Here is a 19,265-nt window from a genome sequence, read left to right on the forward strand (position 1 = left end):
AACCTTAACTATACAATTACTATACCTCTTCAATACATTATAGCCCTGCTAACGGCAGGGTCTTTTTTATTTATACTGGTGTGTCATTGCGTCAATCACCCACCCTATTTGTCATATATCCCCCTCACCATGGCATGCAATGTGTACTGATATTTGTATCATACAATTACAAAACATAAAAACACTATTGCTATGAGAAAATTGAAATTACAGGTACAAATGAGTATTGACGGTTATGTAGCCCGCCCAAACGGCGCTTTAGACTGGATGTGGATGGCTACCGAAAAAGACGAAAACTTCTTCAAAAAAATAATTGAACTGGCCGATAGCTGCGACACCATTTTACTGGGTCGCAAAATGACAGCCGAGTTTGTTAAATACTGGGAAAGCGTGGTTGACAACCAGTCCGACAGCCCCGAGCAGCCTTTAGCGCAGCTGATGGTTAACTTGCACAAAATCGTTTTCAGCAAAACGATACACGAAATGGAAGGCCGCAACCTGGAAGTAGAGAATGGCGACCTGGCCACTGTAGTAAACGCGCTAAAACAACAACCCGGCAAAGATATTATGGTGTATGGCGGCGCTACGTTTGTAAGTTCGCTTATTGAGCATAATTTGGTTGATGAGTATTACATTTGCAGCAACCCGGTAGCTATAGGCAGCGGCTTATCTATTTTTAAAAACGATAGGCTAATGAAACTGGAAAGCTCGACCGCTTACAAGGGTGGCAAAATAATAAACAAGTACATACCTGCGTAATTAAAACAGCCCTAAAAAAAAGCATTTTACTGTTTTACCTTTAGCTAAAATGGCTGTACGGATTACAAGGTATTTTACCAAAAGTAACAATATGTCAATTATTAAAGGTAACTTGCCAACTTATTAAAAAACAATAAAATGCAAAACGAAGGAACAGTGAAATTTTTTAACGTAACCAAAGGTTTCGGATTTATTTCACAAACAGGTACAAACACTGATGTTTTTGTACACACTACAGGTCTTATTGACGAGATCCGTGAAAACGACAAAGTAACTTTTGAAGTTGAAAACGGTAAAAAAGGCCTGAACGCAGTAAACGTAAAAGTAATTTAATTATCACTATAAGATTTACACCTGACACCTGCCCCGCAAAGGCGGGTGTTTTGTTTTAACAAGTTATTATTAACCTAAAAATTACAAATGGGCCGAACCAACGAGACATTCAATAAAAAAGAAAAAGAAAAAAAACGCCTGAAAAAACAACAGGATAAAAAAGAAAAGGCCGAGGCCCGCAAATCAGATTCTGTCAAAGGTAAAAGCCTGGAAGATATGATGGCTTATGTTGACGAAGACGGCAACATTACCACCACGCCGCCGGATAACGTACCCCGTAAAAAGGTGGACGTTGCTGATATAGCTATATCCACACCCAAGCATGTTGACGAGCCCGAGGAATTAGTAAAAAGCGGCGTCATCAGCTTTTATAATACCTCAAAAGGTTTCGGCTTTATCCGCGAAGCGAAAACACAGGAAAATATATTTTTCCATGTTAACCAGCTGGCCTTTGATGCTAAAGAAAACGACAAAGTAAATTTTGCTACCGAAAAAGGCCCCAAGGGCTTAACAGCGCTTAACGTTGTAAAAGCAAAATAAACTATACTAATACTAAAAATATTAAGCCTTGCCACAACTGTGGCGGGGCTTTTTTTGTGCCAAATTATTTCGGGTTTACAGGGCATGCCCCGCGCCTTGACAATGTTAACAGTTGCACTTGTACAAACAATTTAACATAAACGTAACAATCGATTTCACTGTTTCGTAATAACGTGCTATAAACCAATTAGAATACCACCCTAAGTATTCTTTCATAAAGTTCAGAAATCAAACTAGGTTAACATCCCCTTTACATAGCGGGGATACTTTTGCCCCATTCTATAAGTGTTAAAAAATGTTAAAAAATTAACCCTATTTAATTGTGATCAATATGAAAAAAACCTTCCCCTCAAAGCTCAAGGTAATGATCTGCGCTTCTGTCGCTTTGCTAACCGCAAATGCGATACCGATGCCGGCCCTTGCCGTCAAACCGGGCACTTCGCTTAACTCGCTTAACTACGCCGACGGAACAATTTCCGGTAAAGTAGTTGACGAAAAAGGTGAAGCGTTACCCGGCGCCACTATCATTATCAAAGAAATTAACAAAGTAGTGCTAACAGCGGTTGATGGTACATTTACCACCAGCGTGCCGGTTGGTACCTACAACATTACCATCAGCTACGTATCGTACGCTACAACTACCTTAAACAAAGTTGCTGTTAAAGCTACAGACAATGCTCCTTTAAATATTACCCTAAAAGCCGAAAGCGGTACGTTAAACGAGCTGATCATTGTAGGTTACGGTACACAAAAAAGAGCAAACGCGACAGGTTCGGTCGACCAGATCTCGGCTAAAAGTTTAGAGAACAGATCGGTTACCAACTTAACCCAGGGTTTGCAAGGTATGCTACCTAACTTAAACATTAAAATGGGCGATGGTAAACCAACGCAATCACCATCATACAACATCAGGGGTACCACTTCTGTTGGCCAGGGTGGTAGCGCTTTGGTATTGATCGATGGTTTTGAAGGCGACCCAAGCTTATTGAACCCGAACGATATCGAAACTGTATCTATCCTGAAAGACGCCGGTTCGGCAGCTATTTATGGTGCACGCGGTGTGTTTGGTGTGGTATTGATCACCACCAAAAAAGGCGAAAAAGGCCGTACCAACGTATCATACTCAACCAACTACGCTATCAAATCGCCGGTAACCAGGCCAGATTTTGTAACCGATGGTTACACCTGGGCTAAAATGTTTGCCGAAGCGTTTGTTAACGGCGACGGTGCTTTCCCGCAGGCGGCCAACAAAACTCAGAAATTCTCGCAGGCTTATTTAGATGAGTTTAAAAAGAGAGCAGAATCTGGCCAGCCTTATAATACAATCGATGTCAACCCAACTACGGGCGAGTATACTTACTATGGCAGCACCGATTATTACTCATACCTGTACAAGCAAAACACCCGCGCTTTTGAAAATAACGTATCCGTAAGCGGTGGTAGCGATAAAGCAACTTTCCTGGTTTCGGCACGTAACCTTGACCAGGCCGGTATGTTCCGTTATAACAGTGATGACTACAGCATGAAAAACATTCGTGCACGTGGTACCATACAGGTTTTCCCATGGTTAAGCATCGAAAACAATGCTGATTATTCTACCATGGATTACCACAACCCGTTAAACGTGGGCGAAGGTGGTGGTATATGGCGTAACATTGCCGACGAAGGCAAGCCAACCATGCCAATATTTAACCCTGATGGTTCATTAACCTTTGCCGCTGCTTACACCGTGGGCGATTTTATTTACGGCAAAAACGGTTTTGATACCAATAGAGAGGTTTTTAGAAACATTACCGGCGTACGCACCAATTTCTTTAATAACAAATTGCGTGTTAATGCCGATTTCACGTTCCGTAATACAGACCAGGACAGGAAACAAAAACGCGTACAGGTACCTTACAGCAACTTCCGCGGTACTACGGCCTATGTAGGTACAACTACCAACGATTTGCAGTTTGACCTGCGCGAAACCAAATACCTGGCAACCAACATTTATGCCGAGTTTGAAAATAAATTTGGTAAAGATCATTACCTGAAAATAATGGCTGGTTACAACTACGAGCAATCAACCTATAACAGGTTATTGGCGCAACGTAACGGTATTATTTTTGAAGACGCTATCGATATCAACCTTGCACCCGGCCAATCTGTTACCACAGGTGGTGGTTATGAGCAATGGGCTATATTAGGCGGTTTCTCAAGGTTAAACTATACGTTTAAAGACCGTTACCTGTTAGAGGTAAACTCACGTTATGACGGTTCATCAAAATTCCCGGCTAACCAGCGTTATGGCTTCTTCCCTTCGGTATCTGCCGGTTGGAGAATCAACAGCGAACCGTTCTGGCATGTATCAGACAAATTGATATCTGACTTTAAATTAAGAGCATCATACGGTTCATTAGGTAATGGTAACATTGGTTCATACCAGTTTACCGAAAACTTTAACATCGGCCAATTAGGCTACATCCTTAACGGTGCAAGGCCGCAAAACATAACCAGCTTTAACATTATACCTGATGGCTTAACCTGGGAAACATCAACCACAACCAACTTTGGTTTGGATTTGAGCATGTTGCAAGGTAAATTAAACTTTAGCGGTGATATTTATACCCGTAAAACCACCAACATGTACACTACCGGTTTAACATTACCGGCTGTATTTGGTGCCGCCCCACCTAAAGGTAACTATGCCGACCTAACCACCCGCGGCTGGGAGCTATCATTAACCTGGAGTGACAGGATCGGCGACAGCGCGAAACCCTTCAGCTATAATATTAGGTTTACTTTGGCTGATAACATCACCAAAATTGACAAATACAATAACCCTACTAAACTGTTAAGCGATTACTATGTAGGCCAAACCATTGGCGAGATATGGGGTTACGAAACAGAAGGTTTCTTTATTGATGCGGCAGATATCGCATCACACGCTAAACAAGATCCGCAGATGCGTGCTTCGCCTTCAGGCTTATGGTTCCCGGGTGATATTAAACTGCGCGACTTAAATGGCGACGGTTTCATCAACGTTGGCGAAAACAAAGCTGATAAATCAGGCGACAGAAGAATTATTGGTAACTCGGCTCCACGTTATACTTATGGTTTAAACCTGGGTGCTAACTGGCACAATATCTCGTTCTCTGCTTTCTTCCAGGGTGTGGGTAAACAACAATGGTATCCAAGTACCGAAACCGAAATGTTCTGGGGACAGTACAACAGGCCATATAACAACGTTCCTAAATTCCATTTAGGTAACATGTGGACGCCTGATAACGTTAATGCTTATTTCCCGCGTACCATGTCTCGTGCTGCGTCAAGCAATACCAACCGTACTTTGGGTGTGGCTCAAACCCGTTACTTACAGAACGTGGCTTACCTGCGTATGAAAAACATACAGGTAGGTTACACCTTGCCAAGCAAATGGGTTAACAAAGCAGGTATGCGCAGCGCTAAAGTATTCTTCAGCGGCGAAAACCTGTTCACTTACTCGCCTATGTACAAAATTGTTAAAAACACTATCGACGTAGAGAACGCTGTACCAACAGACCAGGACCTGAACTCGGGCACTACCAACGGTGATGGTTATAACTACCCGATTTTGAAGAGCTTCTCTTTCGGTTTAAACCTTGGCTTCTAAACAGAAACATTTAAAATTAAGATCAAGATGAAAAAATACACCCTATATATTTTGCTGGCCTGCCTTAGTTTTGCGGCCTGTAAAAAGCTGGATCAAAAACCGCAATCCACAGCCTCCAAAGAAGCTATTTTTGGAAGCGAGACCGGGTTGAAATTATACACCAACGCGTTTTATAACATGGGCTTCCTGCCACGTAACTCAACCGCGCAGGATGCGATGAGCGATTACCTGGCTGTAAAATCAGTACCCGATTTTATCCGCGAAGGTGGTTTTAGCGCTAACAACAGCTCGGGCTGGGGCTGGGGCGATCTGCGTACCATCAACTACTTCATCCAAAACTGTACCGACCAAAATGTACCTGCAGCAACGCGCAGAAACTACCTGGCCCTGGCACGCTACTTCCGTGCTTATTTTTATTATGATAAAGTAAAACGCTTTGGCGATGTACCATGGATAAACAGGGCACTTGATCCTTCCGATCCTGCCGTATACGCCGGTCGTGATAAACGCGAGTTAGTAATGGACTCGGTATTGGCCGACTTAGATTACGCTTGTGCCAACTTACCTGCCGCTAACGATGCTAGCCGTACCACCGTTACCAAATGGGTGGCTTACGCTTTTAAATCGCGTGTTTGTTTGTTTGAAGGTACTTACAGAAAATACCACAACGAATTAAACCTAACCGGTACTGCCGACAAATGGTTAAACGAAACTGCTTCGGCTGCCGATGCGATCATTAAAAACGGTGGTTACAGTATCAATACCGCCGGTGGCGCGGGTGCATCATACAGGGCTGTATTTACGCCTGCCATACCTTTGGCTGCCGAAGTATTGCAAGCCGCTGTTGCCGATGTGAACTTAGGTATATTAAGCGAAGCCAACTGGTGGTGGACCAGCGGTACCTATGGTGCTAAAGCAAGCTTTACCCGTACCTTTATCAATACTTACTTAAAATTGGATGGTACGCCTTTTACCAACACAGCGGGTTACGAAACCATGTTGTTTAAAGATGAGGTTAAAGGCCGCGACTTGCGCTTAAAACAAACAATCCGTTTGGGCGATTACAAACGTTTACGTAACGGTGTTGCTGTGGCTGCTCCGCCGGTATTTTCATACACCTTTACCGGTTATCAGCCAATAAAAATGACGCTAGATGACGAGTCGTTAGATAACGGTGCATTAAATACTAATGCTGTACCATTGTTCCGTTATGCCGAAGTATTGTTAAACTTTGCCGAAGCTAAAGCCGAACTAGGTACTTTGACCGATGCCGAGTGGGCCGCTACTATTGGTGTGTTACGCACCAGGGGTGGTATAACCGGTGGCCTTACTACCAAACCAACCGTTGCCGACCCTTACCTGGTAGCTAATTATTTCCCGAATATTGCCGACCCTACCATTTTAGAGGTACGCAGAGAGCGCGGCATTGAGCTAAGCCTGGAAGGTTTGCGTTTCGCGGATATTTTACGTTGGAAAAGAGGTGAATTGATGACACAAGTGTGGAATGGTTTTTATGTACCGGCTGTAAACACCCTGATGGACCTGAACGAAGACGGTGCACCAGATGTTTACTTTTACCAGGGCGCGGCTCCACCGCAAGCAAGCAGGGTTGCAGGTGTTACTTATGTTGATGTTAATCCTAAAGTGGGTGCTGCTACCAACTCACAACTACTGAAAAACGGTACATCAGGCGAATTAACCTGGATGAACGAGATACCACGCAAATGGCTGGATAAAAATTACCTATATCCAATCCCATTGAATGATTATCAAATGAATCCTAAATTAGGACAAAACCCGGGCTGGCAATAAGCCTGGGTTTTAAAAACCCCGATTACCATGAAAGTGAAATTTTTAACCCTGGTAGCCCTGATGTTTGTCCTTACTGCAAGCGCGCAAAAGCTTACCATCGGCACATTTAACATACGTTACGATAATCCGCGCGATAGCGGTAACCTTTGGGTAAACCGTGCGCCTGTTGTAGCTAACTTGATCCGTTTTCACCAGTTTGATATATTGGGTGTGCAGGAAGGTTTGTTAAACCAACTGAATGACATCAGCGGCGCACTACCTGAATATGCACGCTACGGCAAGGGCCGTGACGATGGCAAAGATGCCGGCGAACATTCGGCCATCTACTACCGTAAAGATCGTTTTAAACTACTTAAAAGCGGCGATTTCTGGCTATCAGAAACACCTGATAAACCAAGTATGGGCTGGGATGGCAAATGCTGCCACCGCATATGCTCATGGGTGCAGTTGCAGGATCTGAAAACTAAAAAGCAATTCTACGTTTTCAACGTGCACTTTGACCACCAGGCCGTAATTGCCCGCCGCGAAAGTGGTAAGCTGATGATCAAAAAGATAACCGAAATTGCCGGCAGCGCCCCTGCCCTGCTAACCGGCGATCTGAATGGCGGTCGCGACAGCGAATGGTACAAAACCATTGCTACCTCAAACACGGTGTTTGATACCCATAGCAAAGTGGAGCATCCATATGCCAACAATTCATCATCAAACGGCTTCCGTATACCACGCGGTACGGGTGTGATAGATCATATTTTTATGAGCAAAGCTTTCACCGCCACCCGCTGGGGTATTTTAACAGATACTTATTACGGCAAATACCCTTCAGATCACTTCCCGGTTTTAGCGGAAGTGGAGTTGAAGTAGGATATCTTATTTAGATTGATTGAAAACCCCTTCGCGAGAGATCGTGAAGGGGTTTTCTTGTTTTTTTAAGAGCCACAATAATATCCCGCTGTCCGAAGTCTCCAGCCTTCGGACTATTATGCTTGTAGTCTGCGACTACAATATCAAACACTAGTTCACATAAAACCCCAAACATCAAACAACAAAAATTAAATAAATACTACTAAATCCATAGACAAGGTAAATTATATTATTAATTTAGCCGAATGAAAAACACATTATACACACTTTACCCTATGGCAAACATCATCTTATCCACCTCCCACCTCCCCCAAAAATCACCGAGACATTACCACTTCAAAATGAGACGATTAGTACACGAGTTGAGAGAATTGTAACATTCTTGTTTGATAATATTGTAATGAACTTAAAATAAGCGGGATCCTTTCCCGCATGAATCCAATTATTAAACTATTTGTATGAAAAAAATTTTACACAAAATTATTTTCACGCTGTGCTTTGTATTTGCCTCGGTAACGCTGGCGTTGGCACAAACGCGTGTTAGTGGTACGGTAACTGATGACAAGGGAGAAACAGTTATTGGCGCCACTGTAACGGTTAAGGGGACGACGAACGTTGTCACCACCGGTGTTGATGGCACCTACGCCATCACTGCTCCACAAAACGCTACCCTGGTTTTCTCGTTTGTAGGCAGCACCACACAGGAAGTAGCCGTAGGCTCAAAAACCACAGTAGATGTTAAATTAAAAGCCGACGACCGATCATTAGACGAGGTAGTGGTTATTGGTTACGGTACCGCTAAAAAGAGCGACGTAACCGGTTCACTGGTTTCGCTAAAAGCGTCTGACCTTACGCCCGGTGCCAACGTTAACGTGCAGCAAATGATACAGGGCCGCGCGGCTGGCGTGCAGATAGGCCAGCGTAGTGGCGAACCGGGTAGCGCCATGAGCGTTAAAATACGCGGCGTAAGCTCCATATCAGGCGGTAACGATCCGCTGTATGTTATTGATGGTATGCCGGTAAACGATGGCGCGCCGGTTAGTGGCACTGGTGCCCAGTTTGTGGCAAACCCAAATCCGCGCAACCCGCTAAACTCACTAAACCCGTCGGATATCCAGTCGATCGAGATCTTGAAAGACGCTTCGGCTACCGCTATATACGGTTCGAGGGGTGCCAACGGTGTGGTACTAATTACAACCAAACGTGGTGCTACCGGTGCCATGAAGGTTAATTACAATGCTTATTTCGGGTTTCAACGCGTGGCAAACAAAGCCGATGTACTGGCTCCGCAAGATTATCACGACGTATTAAACGCCATTGTTGACGCCGGTGGCGGATCAGCAGCCGAACGTGTTGCTGATAACTTTGGCACAGGCACCGATTGGCAGTCGCAATTGTTCAGAAGCGCTAACACTCAAAGTCATGACGTATCGGTATCGGGTGGTAATGCCAATACACGCTACTTCGCTTCATTAGGTTATTATGACCAGGATGGCGTGGTGTTAAGCTCGGGATTGAAACGCTATACAGGCCGGGTTAATATTGAAAGCTCTGTAGCCGGTAAATACGCGGTAGGCTTTAACCTGTCATCATCTTACATTAAAGATAATATCGCTTCGGTAGGTACAGGTATTAACGAGTCGGGCAGTGCTTTATACTCGGCTATTTATTATGATCCTACATCGCCTATCTACAACCCGAACGGTACTTTTTACCGCTCAACATTTATGACCATGGATAACCCTGTGGCATTAATATACGGGCAAACAGCAAACAGCGACTCGTACCGCACTTTCGGTACAGCTTATGCCGAATACTTTATACTGCCATCATTATCAGTAAAAGCGCGTGTAGGCGGCGATGTTAACAGCAGCCAAAAAAACGTTTTCATTGATCCGTCGACCACCTTAGGTGTACAGGGCGGCATTGCCTCTATACTAACAGGCACACGTAACTATTACGTAGGCGAAGGTACTGTGGCCTATAAGCAAGGTTTTGGCAAGCACGATATTAATGCTGTTGCCGGTGTCACTTATGAGCATTTTGGCTCGTACTCTTTCAGCGGTAACGCGCGTGGTTTTGCCCTGCCGGATCTGAGCTATAACGCGCTGGGATCAGGCAACGCGGCTTTAAACCAGTTGGGCAGCGGTCGCGCGTCGGCCATCCTGGCATCATACCTGGCACGTGTAAATTATACTTACAATAACAAATACCTGTTAACGGTATCATTCCGTGCGGATGGTTCGTCTAAATTCGGGCCAAACTACGCTTTCGGCTATTTCCCGTCGGCGGCCCTTGCCTGGAAACTACAGGAAGAAGATTTTATCAAACAATATGACTTCATCAGCGAGTTAAAGCTGCGCACCAGTTACGGTGCCATTGGTAACCAAAACATTGCCAACTACCTGTACATCCCTACCTTCTCAATAGGTGGCGACGCGGTATTTGGCCCTAACAGGTTTACAACCATCGCTCCCTCAAGAAACGAAAACCCCGACTTGAAATGGGAAGCTGCAAAGCAGTTTGATGTGGGTGTTGATTTTGGTTTATGGAACGGTCGTGTTAGAGGTAGTATAGAATATTACAAACGTAACACAGATGACCTATTGCTGGCGCTTCCGTTGCCATTAAGCAGCGGCTTTGGCTCGCGTACGGTAAATATTGGCTCTATGACCAATTCGGGTGTTGATATACAATTGAGCGCTACCGTTATACAAAAAAGCGGTTTTACCTGGAGTGTTGATGGTAACGTATCATTCCTTAAAAATAAAGTGCTTGATCTTGGCGGCCAGCCACGTATCATCACCGGTGGTGCCGGCTTTATCACTAACGCCACTATCATCACCCCGGGCGAATCAATAAACTCGTACTATGGTTATGATATCGTAGGTACCTGGCAAACGGGCGATGATTTTTCGGTAGTAAAAGCGCCGGCGGTTGTAAAACCGGGTGACGTAAAATACCGCGACGTAAATGGCGATGGAAGCATTACCGATGCCGACAGGGTTATTTTAGGTAAACCGCTGCCGGATATGAACTATGGTATTACCAATACCTTCTCTTACAAAGGCCTTTCATTAACCGCTTATTTTGAAGGTACCAAAGGCAGCAGCATACTTAACGCCATGATGGTTGATACGTATTTCCCAATCAGTTTCCGTCGTAATAAACTGGCGGATGCTTATTTAAAACGCTGGACGCCGAACAACCCGACTAACGAGTATCCATCATTCGTAAATCCTACATCGCAGGGCCAGCGCCAGGTAAACTCAAAAACGGTTGAAAGTGCTGACTACCTTCGCCTGCAATCGGCAAGGTTATCTTACAACGTGCCTATCAAAAACACCTTTATTAAAAGCCTGAATGTGTATGCAACCGGTAATAACCTGTTCACCATTACAAAATACAAAGGTGTTGATCCGGCCGTTAACTCTACCGGCGACGATGTGCTTAAGATAGATTTTGCTTCTTATCCATATTCAAGAACTTTCTTATTTGGTTTAAACGTTCAATTCTAAATAACATGAAAACATTAAAATATATCCTTTTATCAACCTGCCTGCTGCTATCCACCACGGGTTGCAAAAAAATGCTGCAGGTAACGCCCGAAGCCGAGTTTGCGCCGGACAACGTATTAACTACCGAGGCGGGTATCAAAGCCCTGCTTTTTTCGGCCTACCAAAGCTACCAGGATCAGCCCGCTATGCGCGATATACTGAACATTGCTGATGTAACCACAGATGTGGGCTTTAACACAGGTGGTAACGAAAACCTGTTTTTAACCCAATTCATCAACTTTGCCTGGGATCCATCGATGACGCAGTTCCAGGGCGATAACTGGGGCCCGTCATACCGTATCATCCGCGACGCTAACCTTGTTTTGGAAAACATTGGCAACGTAAACGCGGCCGATGCCAGCAAAAAGCAGATTGCCGCCGAAGCAAAATTTTTAAGAGCCCTTGCCTACATTACCTTGTATAACTGGTACGGCCCGGTGCCTTTGCGTACCAGTAGTAAGCAGGAAGCTAACCTGGCCAAGGCTACAGACGACCAGATGAAAACCTTTATTGAAACCGAAATGAACGCCGCGGTGACCGATTTGCCTGATCCGGGTAAAGAGGAAGCTACCGGCAGGGCATCAAAAGGTGCTGCATTGGGCCTTTTAACCAAGTTTTTGTTAAACACCAAACAATGGCAAAAAGCCGCCGACGCTGCCAAACGGGTAATGGATTATAACTACTACCAGTTATACCCGGTGTTTAAAGACATGTTTAAGGTGGAGAACGAAGGCAACAAAGAAATGATTTTTGTAATGCCATGTATTAACCAAACCGACCAGGGCAACTGGATGGCTGCAGGCGCTATGCCAACCGCTTTCCTGTCAACCGCGCAATTGCCTGAATATAAATGGAACTCGGCTATTCAAAACTTTGCCACCATGTACCGCCTGCGCGATGCCTTTGTAAATACTTACGATGCAAATGATACCCGCTTTGTAATTATCCTGCGTACCTATGTAAACACTTCTAATGCAACCGTAAACTTAAAAACCACTGTTGATAATTGCCGTTGCCTGAAATACTTTGATAATGCTGCCGTGAAAAACGATCATGGTAATGATTTCCCGATCATTCGTTATGCCGATATTTTGTTAAGTCGTGCCGAAGCGGTGAACGAACTGAACGGCCCTACTTTAGAAGGCCTGGGCTACATTAACCCGGTTAGGGTAAGGGCAAACCTGGCGCCGTTAACGCTGGCCGACGTACCTACCAAAGATGCTTTCCGCGACGTGATATTACGCGAGCGTGGCTGGGAGTTTGTGATGGAAGGCAAACGCCGCGAGGACCTGATCAGGCAAAACAAATTTATTACGTTTGCCAAAGCCCGTGGCCTAACCTCGGCTAAAGATGAGCAGGTATTGTTCCCTATCCCGCAAACAGAGATCGATGCCAATAAAGCCATTGTGCAAAACAAAGGCTACTAATTTTTCCGGAGATGCTAAAAATAAAAAAGCCCCGCTTGCACGGGGCTTTTTTATTTTTAAAAAGATGTGATCACGGGGCTTCAAATTTCCAAAGTTGTGGGTTTGCGCCGTTCCATGTCCATGAGCGTACGTTGGCGCCGGGTGTAGCGCTGCCATTCTCAATATCAAGCACGTTGTTGCTTTTCTTGGACATGATGCGGTAGTTACCGTTGCCGCGGCTTTCTATACGCCATAGCTGGCAGTCGTTGTTCAGGGCGTCAAAAACGCGCACATCGGCACCCGGTGTTAATGAGCAGGCATCCAGGTCAAGCGCTTTATGTGTTGATTGTTCGGATATGATCTTATAAAAACCGTTTCCCTGGTATGTAATGCTCCAACGCTGGCCGGCACATGTAGGTGATCGGGTCCAGGTGCGTACATCATCATTGCCTGTACCGCATGCCGGGATATCCAGGTAAAGCCCCGCCCCTGCCGACGTATTGATAACCGAACGAATGGTGTATATACCATTAGCAATAGGGTTAGGCACAAAGCAAGCCGTTGTACCCGGCGATTGTGTAACACCCGAAGTTGTGATATTTACCGGCATTATATTGCCCGATGCATCAAAAAACATTCTGTCGATAGCTACCTGGCGCTCGTGTATATTGGTGCTGGTGCGCCTGTGGTACACAAAGAAGTATTCTTCGGCACAACCAGGCTTCCGGAGTACAGCGTGGTGGCCCGGGCCTTTAATTGCACCCAACGGCGAGGTAATACGGCCTTTATATGTCCACGGCCCCATTGGGCTGGTTGAGGTAGCGTACTCCACATGATAATCATCGCTGCTAAAATCGTTTATAGAATACATGAGGTAATAGGTACTGTTACGTTTAACAACATATGGCGCCTCAAAGTAATTAGAAGGCTTGTTATGCCCCAGCGCACCGGTAAAAGATATCATATTGGTGTTTAGCTGCTGTATGTTAAGCGTAGTGTTACCCCAATATAAGTACGGTGTATTGTTCGAATCAATAAACACCATCGGGTCAATCGGGTCCGGGCCATCGCCAGCAGCCAGGGCACTGCCCTTGTCAACAAAAGGGCCTTTAGGGGTTGCGCCGGTGGCTACGCCTACCTTTTTTTCGGCAGTAAAGTAAAAGTAATATTGCCCGTTGCGCGCCACTACGCTGGGTGCCCAGCCGCCGGTATGCGCCCAGCTTACGTTGGCCAGGTCAAGTATAATACCTTCGTCGGTCCAGTTCAGCAGGTCGGTTGATGAATAAGCGTGAAACTGGCTGGCGTTTGGTCCGGTGGCGGTTGGGTATATCCAATACTTGCTGTTAGCGTAAATAATATCCGGATCGGCAGTAAAAAGTGGTAAAATGGGGTTGCCGCTCATCAGGTCTATCGCGGCAGCAAGCTGCAATTTTCCTTTTGCCACACTGGCCGAATCGGCACCGTTTAATCCTTCAGCCGCCACAATGGACGCGTCTTTCTTACTGCAGCCCGCAAAGCACAATGCCGCGCAGACTACCGCATAGGTTAGTAGTTTTCTCATGGTTTTTAATTTATGTTTACAAATAGTTTTTCATAAAGCAGATGCCCGCGGCAATAGGTAACAGCGCACATCCTTCGCGAAAAAATCGCGACAGCATATTAACAGAGCTATTTGTATGATTGAAGCATACAAAATCCCCTATCCGCGAAGCGGAAATAAATTGGCATACACCCTTAAGTGCTTAAAATCAATAGGTTTATAATTGCAAGGTAGATACAATAACGACCGGATGAATCGTAGTTTTGTATCGATGTTTCAGAATATCGTCTCAAAATTAACCGTACCGGAACTTATAACTAACTAGTCAACAGCCTTTTTGTTTCCGATCCGCTTCCTTATCCGGCTTAGCGAAGGGTTGGTTATGCCCAGGTATGATGAGATATGATAGGCCGGTATACGCTCCACAATATGTGGGTGTTCTTCCTGTAAGCGAAGGTAACGTTGCTCGGGCGAGAAAAATATAAACTCTTCGGTACGGCTTTGGGCTACGGTGAAGAAATGTTCGGCCAGCAGGCGGCCAAACCTGGCCCAGTTGGGATGCGTATCGTACAGGTTGTTCAAATCTTTGTGCGAGATAAAATAAATCTCTGAATCCTCCATCGCCTCGATAAAATACCAGCACACCTTGCGGGATACAAAACTGCGGAAGGATACCACAAACTGGTCTTCCGAGAAAAAGAAGATGTTTTTGTCCTCTTTCGTCTCCGGGTCGCGGTAATAAATGCGGAATATGCCTTTTACCACCAGGCCCAGGTCATTGCACACCATGCTTTGCATATTAAAAAAGTCGCCTTTGTTAATTTTGCGCGGCTTCCAGTAAGGTTTGCTGTCGCTGATATCTTTATCATTTAGCGGGGCGAAATTTTGGAGGTATTGTGCTACGGTGTCTGTCATCCGGGTATGTTTAATCAAATATAGCAGGAATTATCTGCTCCCAATTTTCACTTAAGTTAAAATCGCGCCAGCTATAAAACGGTAATCCCTTCGTCAGTTTCGACGGCATTTTCACTTAAGTGAAAAACCGGGCGCTGCATCAGCTCCAACTTTGGCCCTGTAAACATTAAACACCAACATCGTTATGACAACTCATTCATCAACCACTACAGCTAACACACAGGCAACTGAAACAGCCATATCATTACGCAACCTTTATTTTACCCGCGCGGGATTTTCTATCATCTGGGTGATATTAGTATCGCTTTTTGCAAAAACACATGCGGGCCTGGCCGGCATACTTCTTATTATTTACCCGGCTTGGGATGTGATAGGCACTTTCCTTGACATCCGTGCTAACCAGGGCCGCACATCGGCTACGCCGCAATATGTAAATGCCGTTATTAGTGGGATTACTACCTTGGCGGTAATTTTCGCTTTACAACAAGGCATCCCCCAAACGTTGATCGTTTTCGGTGCGTGGGCCATAGGTACCGGGCTTATACAATTAATATTGGGCCTGCGCCGCCGCAAAGCTTTAGGCGGCCAATGGCCCATGATCATTAGCGGCGGTCAATCTATGTTGGGCGGCACGTCGTTTATAATACTGGCGCATGATCCTACAAAAGGCATTACCAGCCTGGCCGGTTACGCCGCGTTTGGAGCGTTTTATTATTTGCTGGCGGCTTACAGGTTGCATAAAAAAGCTAAACAAAGCATGTCATAATTAACCCCAATGTTGTCGTTTTTGCCCTTTTGCCGGTGTATGACACTGGCGTACCTTTGGGTAAATCAAAAAAGAAAATACTTATGGCAACTCAAATTTTTTTAAACCTACCGGTAAAGGACCTGAACAGATCTATAGATTTTTTTACCAAACTGGGCTATACTTTTAACCCGCAGTTTACCGATGAGAAAGCAACCTGCATGATCATTAGCGATACTATTTTTGTTATGTTGCTGAAGGAGGCATTTTTCCAAACGTTCACCACAAAACGAATTATTGACGCGCATACCGAAGTGGAGTGTTCGATATGCATATCGGCAGATAGTAAAGATGCCGTTAATGCAATGGTAGACAAAGCCGAAAAAGCAGGCGCGGTTGTACCAAACCCGGCAACCGACTATGGCTTTATGTACCAACATAGCTTTGCCGACCTTGACGGCCACCACTGGGAATTTGTTTGGATGGACCCAAATGGTGTACCTGAGCATCAAGCGTAATAACAACCACTCCTCCCGCTGTCAATTCGAGCGATAGCGGGAAATCAAGGCATCCCGATAGAGGACCCTGCGTTGTGCCAGGCAAATCCCGACGCAGAGTCCCTTTCAGGATACCTTACTGAAACAAGATCGAATTAGTTTCGGTGTCAGTGAGTCTAGCCTTATCAAGTCACCTATCGTTCCGTCCCAGCAGGGTCTCTCGATAGAGGACCCTGCATTGTGCCGGGCAAATCCCGACGCAGAGTCCCTTTCAGGAGCCGCTGCTGAGGCACGAGTTTGGTGTGCACCCTTATTGCTCTTTATGATCGCGCTCTACCGTAATTTTCAGGGCTTCGGGCAGGCAGGGGTTACTTTGCAAAAATGCCGCACGCTCGGTGCCACTTAGGTCGGGGTTAAGCCAGGTTTTTATCTGGTTGCGCTCTAAAATGGAGGGCATGCGGTCGTGTATTTCGGCCATGGCGCGGTTGGGCGGCATGGTTATCATGGCAAAGGTGGGCAGCAATACGTTGGTTTGTATATCAATCCAAATGTCCCACAGGCCGGCAATATAAAATGGTTTGCCATCGGCACGCTCTACCCGGTACAGCTTTTCCTGCAGTTTATTGTACTCAAAAAAAGCCTGTATGCGTATTACGCAATGCTTTTTGCCCAGCAACTGTCGCCACAGGCCCACACTGTGCAGGTTCTCTATTCGCGCGTGTTTGTTTTTGCTGTGGATCTTGTCATCGTCAATAGTGAGCAAGCCCCACCTAAACTGCTGCACCTTATCGGGCATGGCATCGGTTACTACCGGCAACATGGAGCCGGGATTGCCCGCACCATTTGCTTTGGGCTTGTACTGGTGGCCATCCCTGCCGGTTATTAATATGTCTTTATTTTCGCCTACTAAAACTCTTCCGCACATAGTATCAAATTAACGCACAAAAATACTAATTATTTTAGTAATTAAATAAATTTCTTACAACTTAACGGGTGGTGATAATATCTGTCCACTGCGTGGTATACTGCTTGCTCAAAAAGTCCTGTTTCATGCGCCAGGTTTTATCAAAGCCTTCGGCAGCCAGCCTTAACGAACCGCGGCCGTAACGCGCGTTTATATCATCAATTAAGCCGCTCAAGGCTTGCTGGCGCGAATTATCATAATCATTAAAAACGTTAAACTGTACTTCGCCTGCCGGGATTATGCCCGTGGCGCGCACCCCTGTTTTAAGGTAGTTATAACCCGGCTGCCAAATAGCCCGCAGCGCCTGCACGCAAATTTTGGTAAACTCCTGCGTGCTGTTGGTGGCAAAAGGTATTTTTATGGTGATGGATGGATAATGCTGATCATGCTTAACGTTATGCTTGTTGGTGCGCAGGTAAACGGTAAGCGTTAGCGCCATGCTTTTTTGCTGCCTTAGTTTAAGCGCCACGGTGCCCGCGTGCATAGCCACGGCTTCCTCAATTTGTTCCTGCCGGGTTTGGTAGGTGTTAAAACTCTGACTGCTTTCAATACCTTTCGATCGGTCGGCTACATCACGGATGATGTTGCAGGGTATGCCCCAAAGTTCCTGGTGCAGGCGCCAGCCTTGTACGGTCATTTGCTGGCGCACAAAATCGGGTTTCAACTGGCGGAAGTCTTCGGCGGTGTTGATGTTAAATTCGCGCAGCTTTAAAAAATAGGCCTGGCCCACGCCCCAAACGTCTTCAATAGGGAAGGTGCGGGTTACGGCATTGATCTTTTCTTCGGTATCCAACACTAAAAAATCTCGCCCCTGTTTTTTGGCCGCTTTGTTAGCCAGCTTAGCCAGCGAAAGGGTAGGCCCAACGCCCACGGTAATAGGCAAACCGGTGTTGCGCATTACGCTGGCGCTGATGGTTTCGGCATGTTTCTCCAGGTCTATGCCCATTAAATCACCCAGGGCCATAAATGCCTCGTCAATACTGTAAACCATTAAAGTGTAGGTATAACGGGCCAGGTTATTCATCAGGCGGGCGCTCATATCGGCATACAGCGCGTAGTTGGAGCTAAATATTTCGGCGTTATATTCTTTTAGTTTCTGGCGGACCATAAACTCGGCGTCGGCCATTTTTATGCCTATAGCCTTGGCCTCGTTACTGCGGGCTATCACACAGCCATCGTTATTACTTAAAACCACTACCATGCGGCCCTCCAGTTCGGGGCGAAAAAGCCGCTCGCAGCTTACGTAGCAATTATTTATATCAACATGCGCAAACATGCATATACCTCCCCACACGTTGCTGCGGCATAATTAACGGATTAAGCGCCACCGTAACTACTCCCCAACAGGTCCAAACCTCATCTTTCTCAATAATAATACTATCGCCGGGCATATCGGCCTTTAACACCACACGCGTAGCCTCGGGCGCGTACTCGCGGGTATAAAAACTGCCTTCATGAAAAAACACCACAATACAGCCCGGCACAGGTTGCAAAGTACGGTCGACCACCAAAATATGATCCTTCAGCAAACAATGGCCGCGCATGGCATCGGTACCCATACGCATGTAAAAGGTATTATCAGGGTCTATCACAATAATTTCGGATACATCCAGCTCAGGTTCCTCGTGCGTAAGCATAGGCAACCGGAAGCCCAGTACGTCGCGTTTTTCGCGGTGTTTTCGTAGTCGTAACATATTGGCGG

Annotated in this window: 15 protein-coding genes; 10 read left to right on the plus strand and 5 right to left on the minus strand. The window is 45.7% G+C overall.

From position 1 onward, the window contains the following. The first annotated feature begins 192 nt into the window (after nt 1-192). The 8 genes from AC59JT_RS12045 to AC59JT_RS12080 all read left to right on the plus strand — a co-directional run bounded on the left by AC59JT_RS12045 (nt 193) and on the right by AC59JT_RS12080 (nt 12,923). A complete protein-coding gene (locus AC59JT_RS12045; RefSeq protein WP_497399097.1) occupies nt 193-759 on the plus strand; it encodes a dihydrofolate reductase family protein in 567 nt (188 codons plus the stop codon). Between the two features lie 138 nt (nt 760-897). Then, nucleotides 898-1,092 (plus strand): cold-shock protein, encoded by a 195-nt coding sequence (locus tag AC59JT_RS12050; RefSeq protein ID WP_497399099.1) that lies wholly within the window; start codon nt 898-900, stop codon nt 1,090-1,092. A gap of 87 nt (nt 1,093-1,179) precedes the next feature. After that, the gene (locus tag AC59JT_RS12055; protein WP_497399101.1) at nt 1,180-1,632 is read left to right on the plus strand and encodes a cold-shock protein; all 453 of its coding nucleotides are present in this window, start codon (nt 1,180-1,182) and stop codon (nt 1,630-1,632) included. A gap of 331 nt (nt 1,633-1,963) precedes the next feature. After that, nucleotides 1,964-5,266 (plus strand): SusC/RagA family TonB-linked outer membrane protein, encoded by a 3,303-nt coding sequence (locus AC59JT_RS12060; RefSeq protein ID WP_497399103.1) that lies wholly within the window; start codon nt 1,964-1,966, stop codon nt 5,264-5,266. A gap of 27 nt (nt 5,267-5,293) precedes the next feature. Then, nucleotides 5,294-7,078: a RagB/SusD family nutrient uptake outer membrane protein gene (locus tag AC59JT_RS12065; RefSeq protein WP_497399105.1), complete on the plus strand. Its 1,785-nt coding sequence runs from the start codon at nt 5,294-5,296 to the stop codon at nt 7,076-7,078. A gap of 27 nt (nt 7,079-7,105) precedes the next feature. Next, entirely contained in the window at nt 7,106-7,939 is an 834-nt protein-coding gene (locus AC59JT_RS12070; protein ID WP_497399107.1) for an endonuclease/exonuclease/phosphatase family protein, read from the plus strand. A gap of 458 nt (nt 7,940-8,397) precedes the next feature. Continuing rightward, nucleotides 8,398-11,457, plus strand: coding sequence for a SusC/RagA family TonB-linked outer membrane protein (locus tag AC59JT_RS12075; protein ID WP_497399110.1), 3,060 nt, complete (start codon nt 8,398-8,400; stop codon nt 11,455-11,457). 5 nt (nt 11,458-11,462) lie between these two features. After that, entirely contained in the window at nt 11,463-12,923 is a 1,461-nt protein-coding gene (locus AC59JT_RS12080) for a RagB/SusD family nutrient uptake outer membrane protein (RefSeq protein ID WP_497399112.1), read from the plus strand. A 70-nt stretch (nt 12,924-12,993) separates the two neighbouring features. On the opposite strand, the gene AC59JT_RS12085 is transcribed toward AC59JT_RS12080, so the two are convergent. Together AC59JT_RS12085 and AC59JT_RS12090 are read right to left on the minus strand one after the other, a co-directional pair. Beyond that, nucleotides 12,994-14,463 carry a family 43 glycosylhydrolase gene (locus AC59JT_RS12085; RefSeq protein WP_497399114.1) on the minus strand — a complete coding sequence of 490 codons (1,470 nt, stop codon included), beginning with the start codon at nt 14,461-14,463 and terminating at the stop codon, nt 12,994-12,996. Nucleotides 14,464-14,763: 300 nt separating this feature from the next. Next, a complete protein-coding gene (locus tag AC59JT_RS12090; protein ID WP_497399116.1) occupies nt 14,764-15,357 on the minus strand; it encodes a Crp/Fnr family transcriptional regulator in 594 nt (197 codons plus the stop codon). Nucleotides 15,358-15,541: 184 nt separating this feature from the next. Between AC59JT_RS12090 and AC59JT_RS12095 the strand changes: the two genes are divergently transcribed. Further along, nucleotides 15,542-16,123 carry a hypothetical protein gene (locus AC59JT_RS12095; RefSeq protein ID WP_497399118.1) on the plus strand — a complete coding sequence of 194 codons (582 nt, stop codon included), beginning with the start codon at nt 15,542-15,544 and terminating at the stop codon, nt 16,121-16,123. A gap of 83 nt (nt 16,124-16,206) precedes the next feature. Continuing rightward, nucleotides 16,207-16,620: a VOC family protein gene (locus AC59JT_RS12100; protein ID WP_497399120.1), complete on the plus strand. Its 414-nt coding sequence runs from the start codon at nt 16,207-16,209 to the stop codon at nt 16,618-16,620. A 289-nt stretch (nt 16,621-16,909) separates the two neighbouring features. Here the strand turns inward: AC59JT_RS12100 and AC59JT_RS12105 are convergent, their stop codons facing one another. From AC59JT_RS12105 to AC59JT_RS12115, 3 genes are all read right to left on the minus strand, one after another. Then, nucleotides 16,910-17,524, minus strand: a complete 615-nt coding sequence (locus tag AC59JT_RS12105; protein ID WP_497399122.1) for an SOS response-associated peptidase family protein — start codon at nt 17,522-17,524, stop codon at nt 16,910-16,912. A gap of 61 nt (nt 17,525-17,585) precedes the next feature. Next, nucleotides 17,586-18,839 carry a Y-family DNA polymerase gene (locus AC59JT_RS12110; RefSeq protein ID WP_497399124.1) on the minus strand — a complete coding sequence of 418 codons (1,254 nt, stop codon included), beginning with the start codon at nt 18,837-18,839 and terminating at the stop codon, nt 17,586-17,588. Beyond that, nucleotides 18,823-19,257, minus strand: a complete 435-nt coding sequence (locus AC59JT_RS12115) for a LexA family protein (RefSeq protein WP_497399126.1) — start codon at nt 19,255-19,257, stop codon at nt 18,823-18,825. Before AC59JT_RS12115 ends, AC59JT_RS12110 begins: the two co-directional genes overlap by 17 nt. Between the last annotated feature and the right edge of the window lie 8 nt (nt 19,258-19,265).

The organism is Mucilaginibacter sp. A3364 (assembly GCF_059690715.1).

Coding starts and splice junctions, on each gene's coding strand:
- AC59JT_RS12110 (WP_497399124.1), bottom strand. CDS start 18,839: ATGTTTGCGCATGTTGATATAAATAATTGCTACGTAAGCTGCGAGCGG.
- AC59JT_RS12115 (WP_497399126.1), bottom strand. CDS start 19,257: ATGTTACGACTACGAAAACACCGCGAAAAACGCGACGTACTGGGCTTC.
- AC59JT_RS12090 (WP_497399116.1), bottom strand. CDS start 15,357: ATGACAGACACCGTAGCACAATACCTCCAAAATTTCGCCCCGCTAAAT.
- AC59JT_RS12100 (WP_497399120.1), top strand. CDS start 16,207: ATGGCAACTCAAATTTTTTTAAACCTACCGGTAAAGGACCTGAACAGA.
- AC59JT_RS12070 (WP_497399107.1), top strand. CDS start 7,106: ATGAAAGTGAAATTTTTAACCCTGGTAGCCCTGATGTTTGTCCTTACT.
- AC59JT_RS12075 (WP_497399110.1), top strand. CDS start 8,398: ATGAAAAAAATTTTACACAAAATTATTTTCACGCTGTGCTTTGTATTT.
- AC59JT_RS12065 (WP_497399105.1), top strand. CDS start 5,294: ATGAAAAAATACACCCTATATATTTTGCTGGCCTGCCTTAGTTTTGCG.
- AC59JT_RS12060 (WP_497399103.1), top strand. CDS start 1,964: ATGAAAAAAACCTTCCCCTCAAAGCTCAAGGTAATGATCTGCGCTTCT.
- AC59JT_RS12105 (WP_497399122.1), bottom strand. CDS start 17,524: ATGTGCGGAAGAGTTTTAGTAGGCGAAAATAAAGACATATTAATAACC.
- AC59JT_RS12080 (WP_497399112.1), top strand. CDS start 11,463: ATGAAAACATTAAAATATATCCTTTTATCAACCTGCCTGCTGCTATCC.
- AC59JT_RS12085 (WP_497399114.1), bottom strand. CDS start 14,463: ATGAGAAAACTACTAACCTATGCGGTAGTCTGCGCGGCATTGTGCTTT.
- AC59JT_RS12045 (WP_497399097.1), top strand. CDS start 193: ATGAGAAAATTGAAATTACAGGTACAAATGAGTATTGACGGTTATGTA.
- AC59JT_RS12050 (WP_497399099.1), top strand. CDS start 898: ATGCAAAACGAAGGAACAGTGAAATTTTTTAACGTAACCAAAGGTTTC.
- AC59JT_RS12055 (WP_497399101.1), top strand. CDS start 1,180: ATGGGCCGAACCAACGAGACATTCAATAAAAAAGAAAAAGAAAAAAAA.
- AC59JT_RS12095 (WP_497399118.1), top strand. CDS start 15,542: ATGACAACTCATTCATCAACCACTACAGCTAACACACAGGCAACTGAA.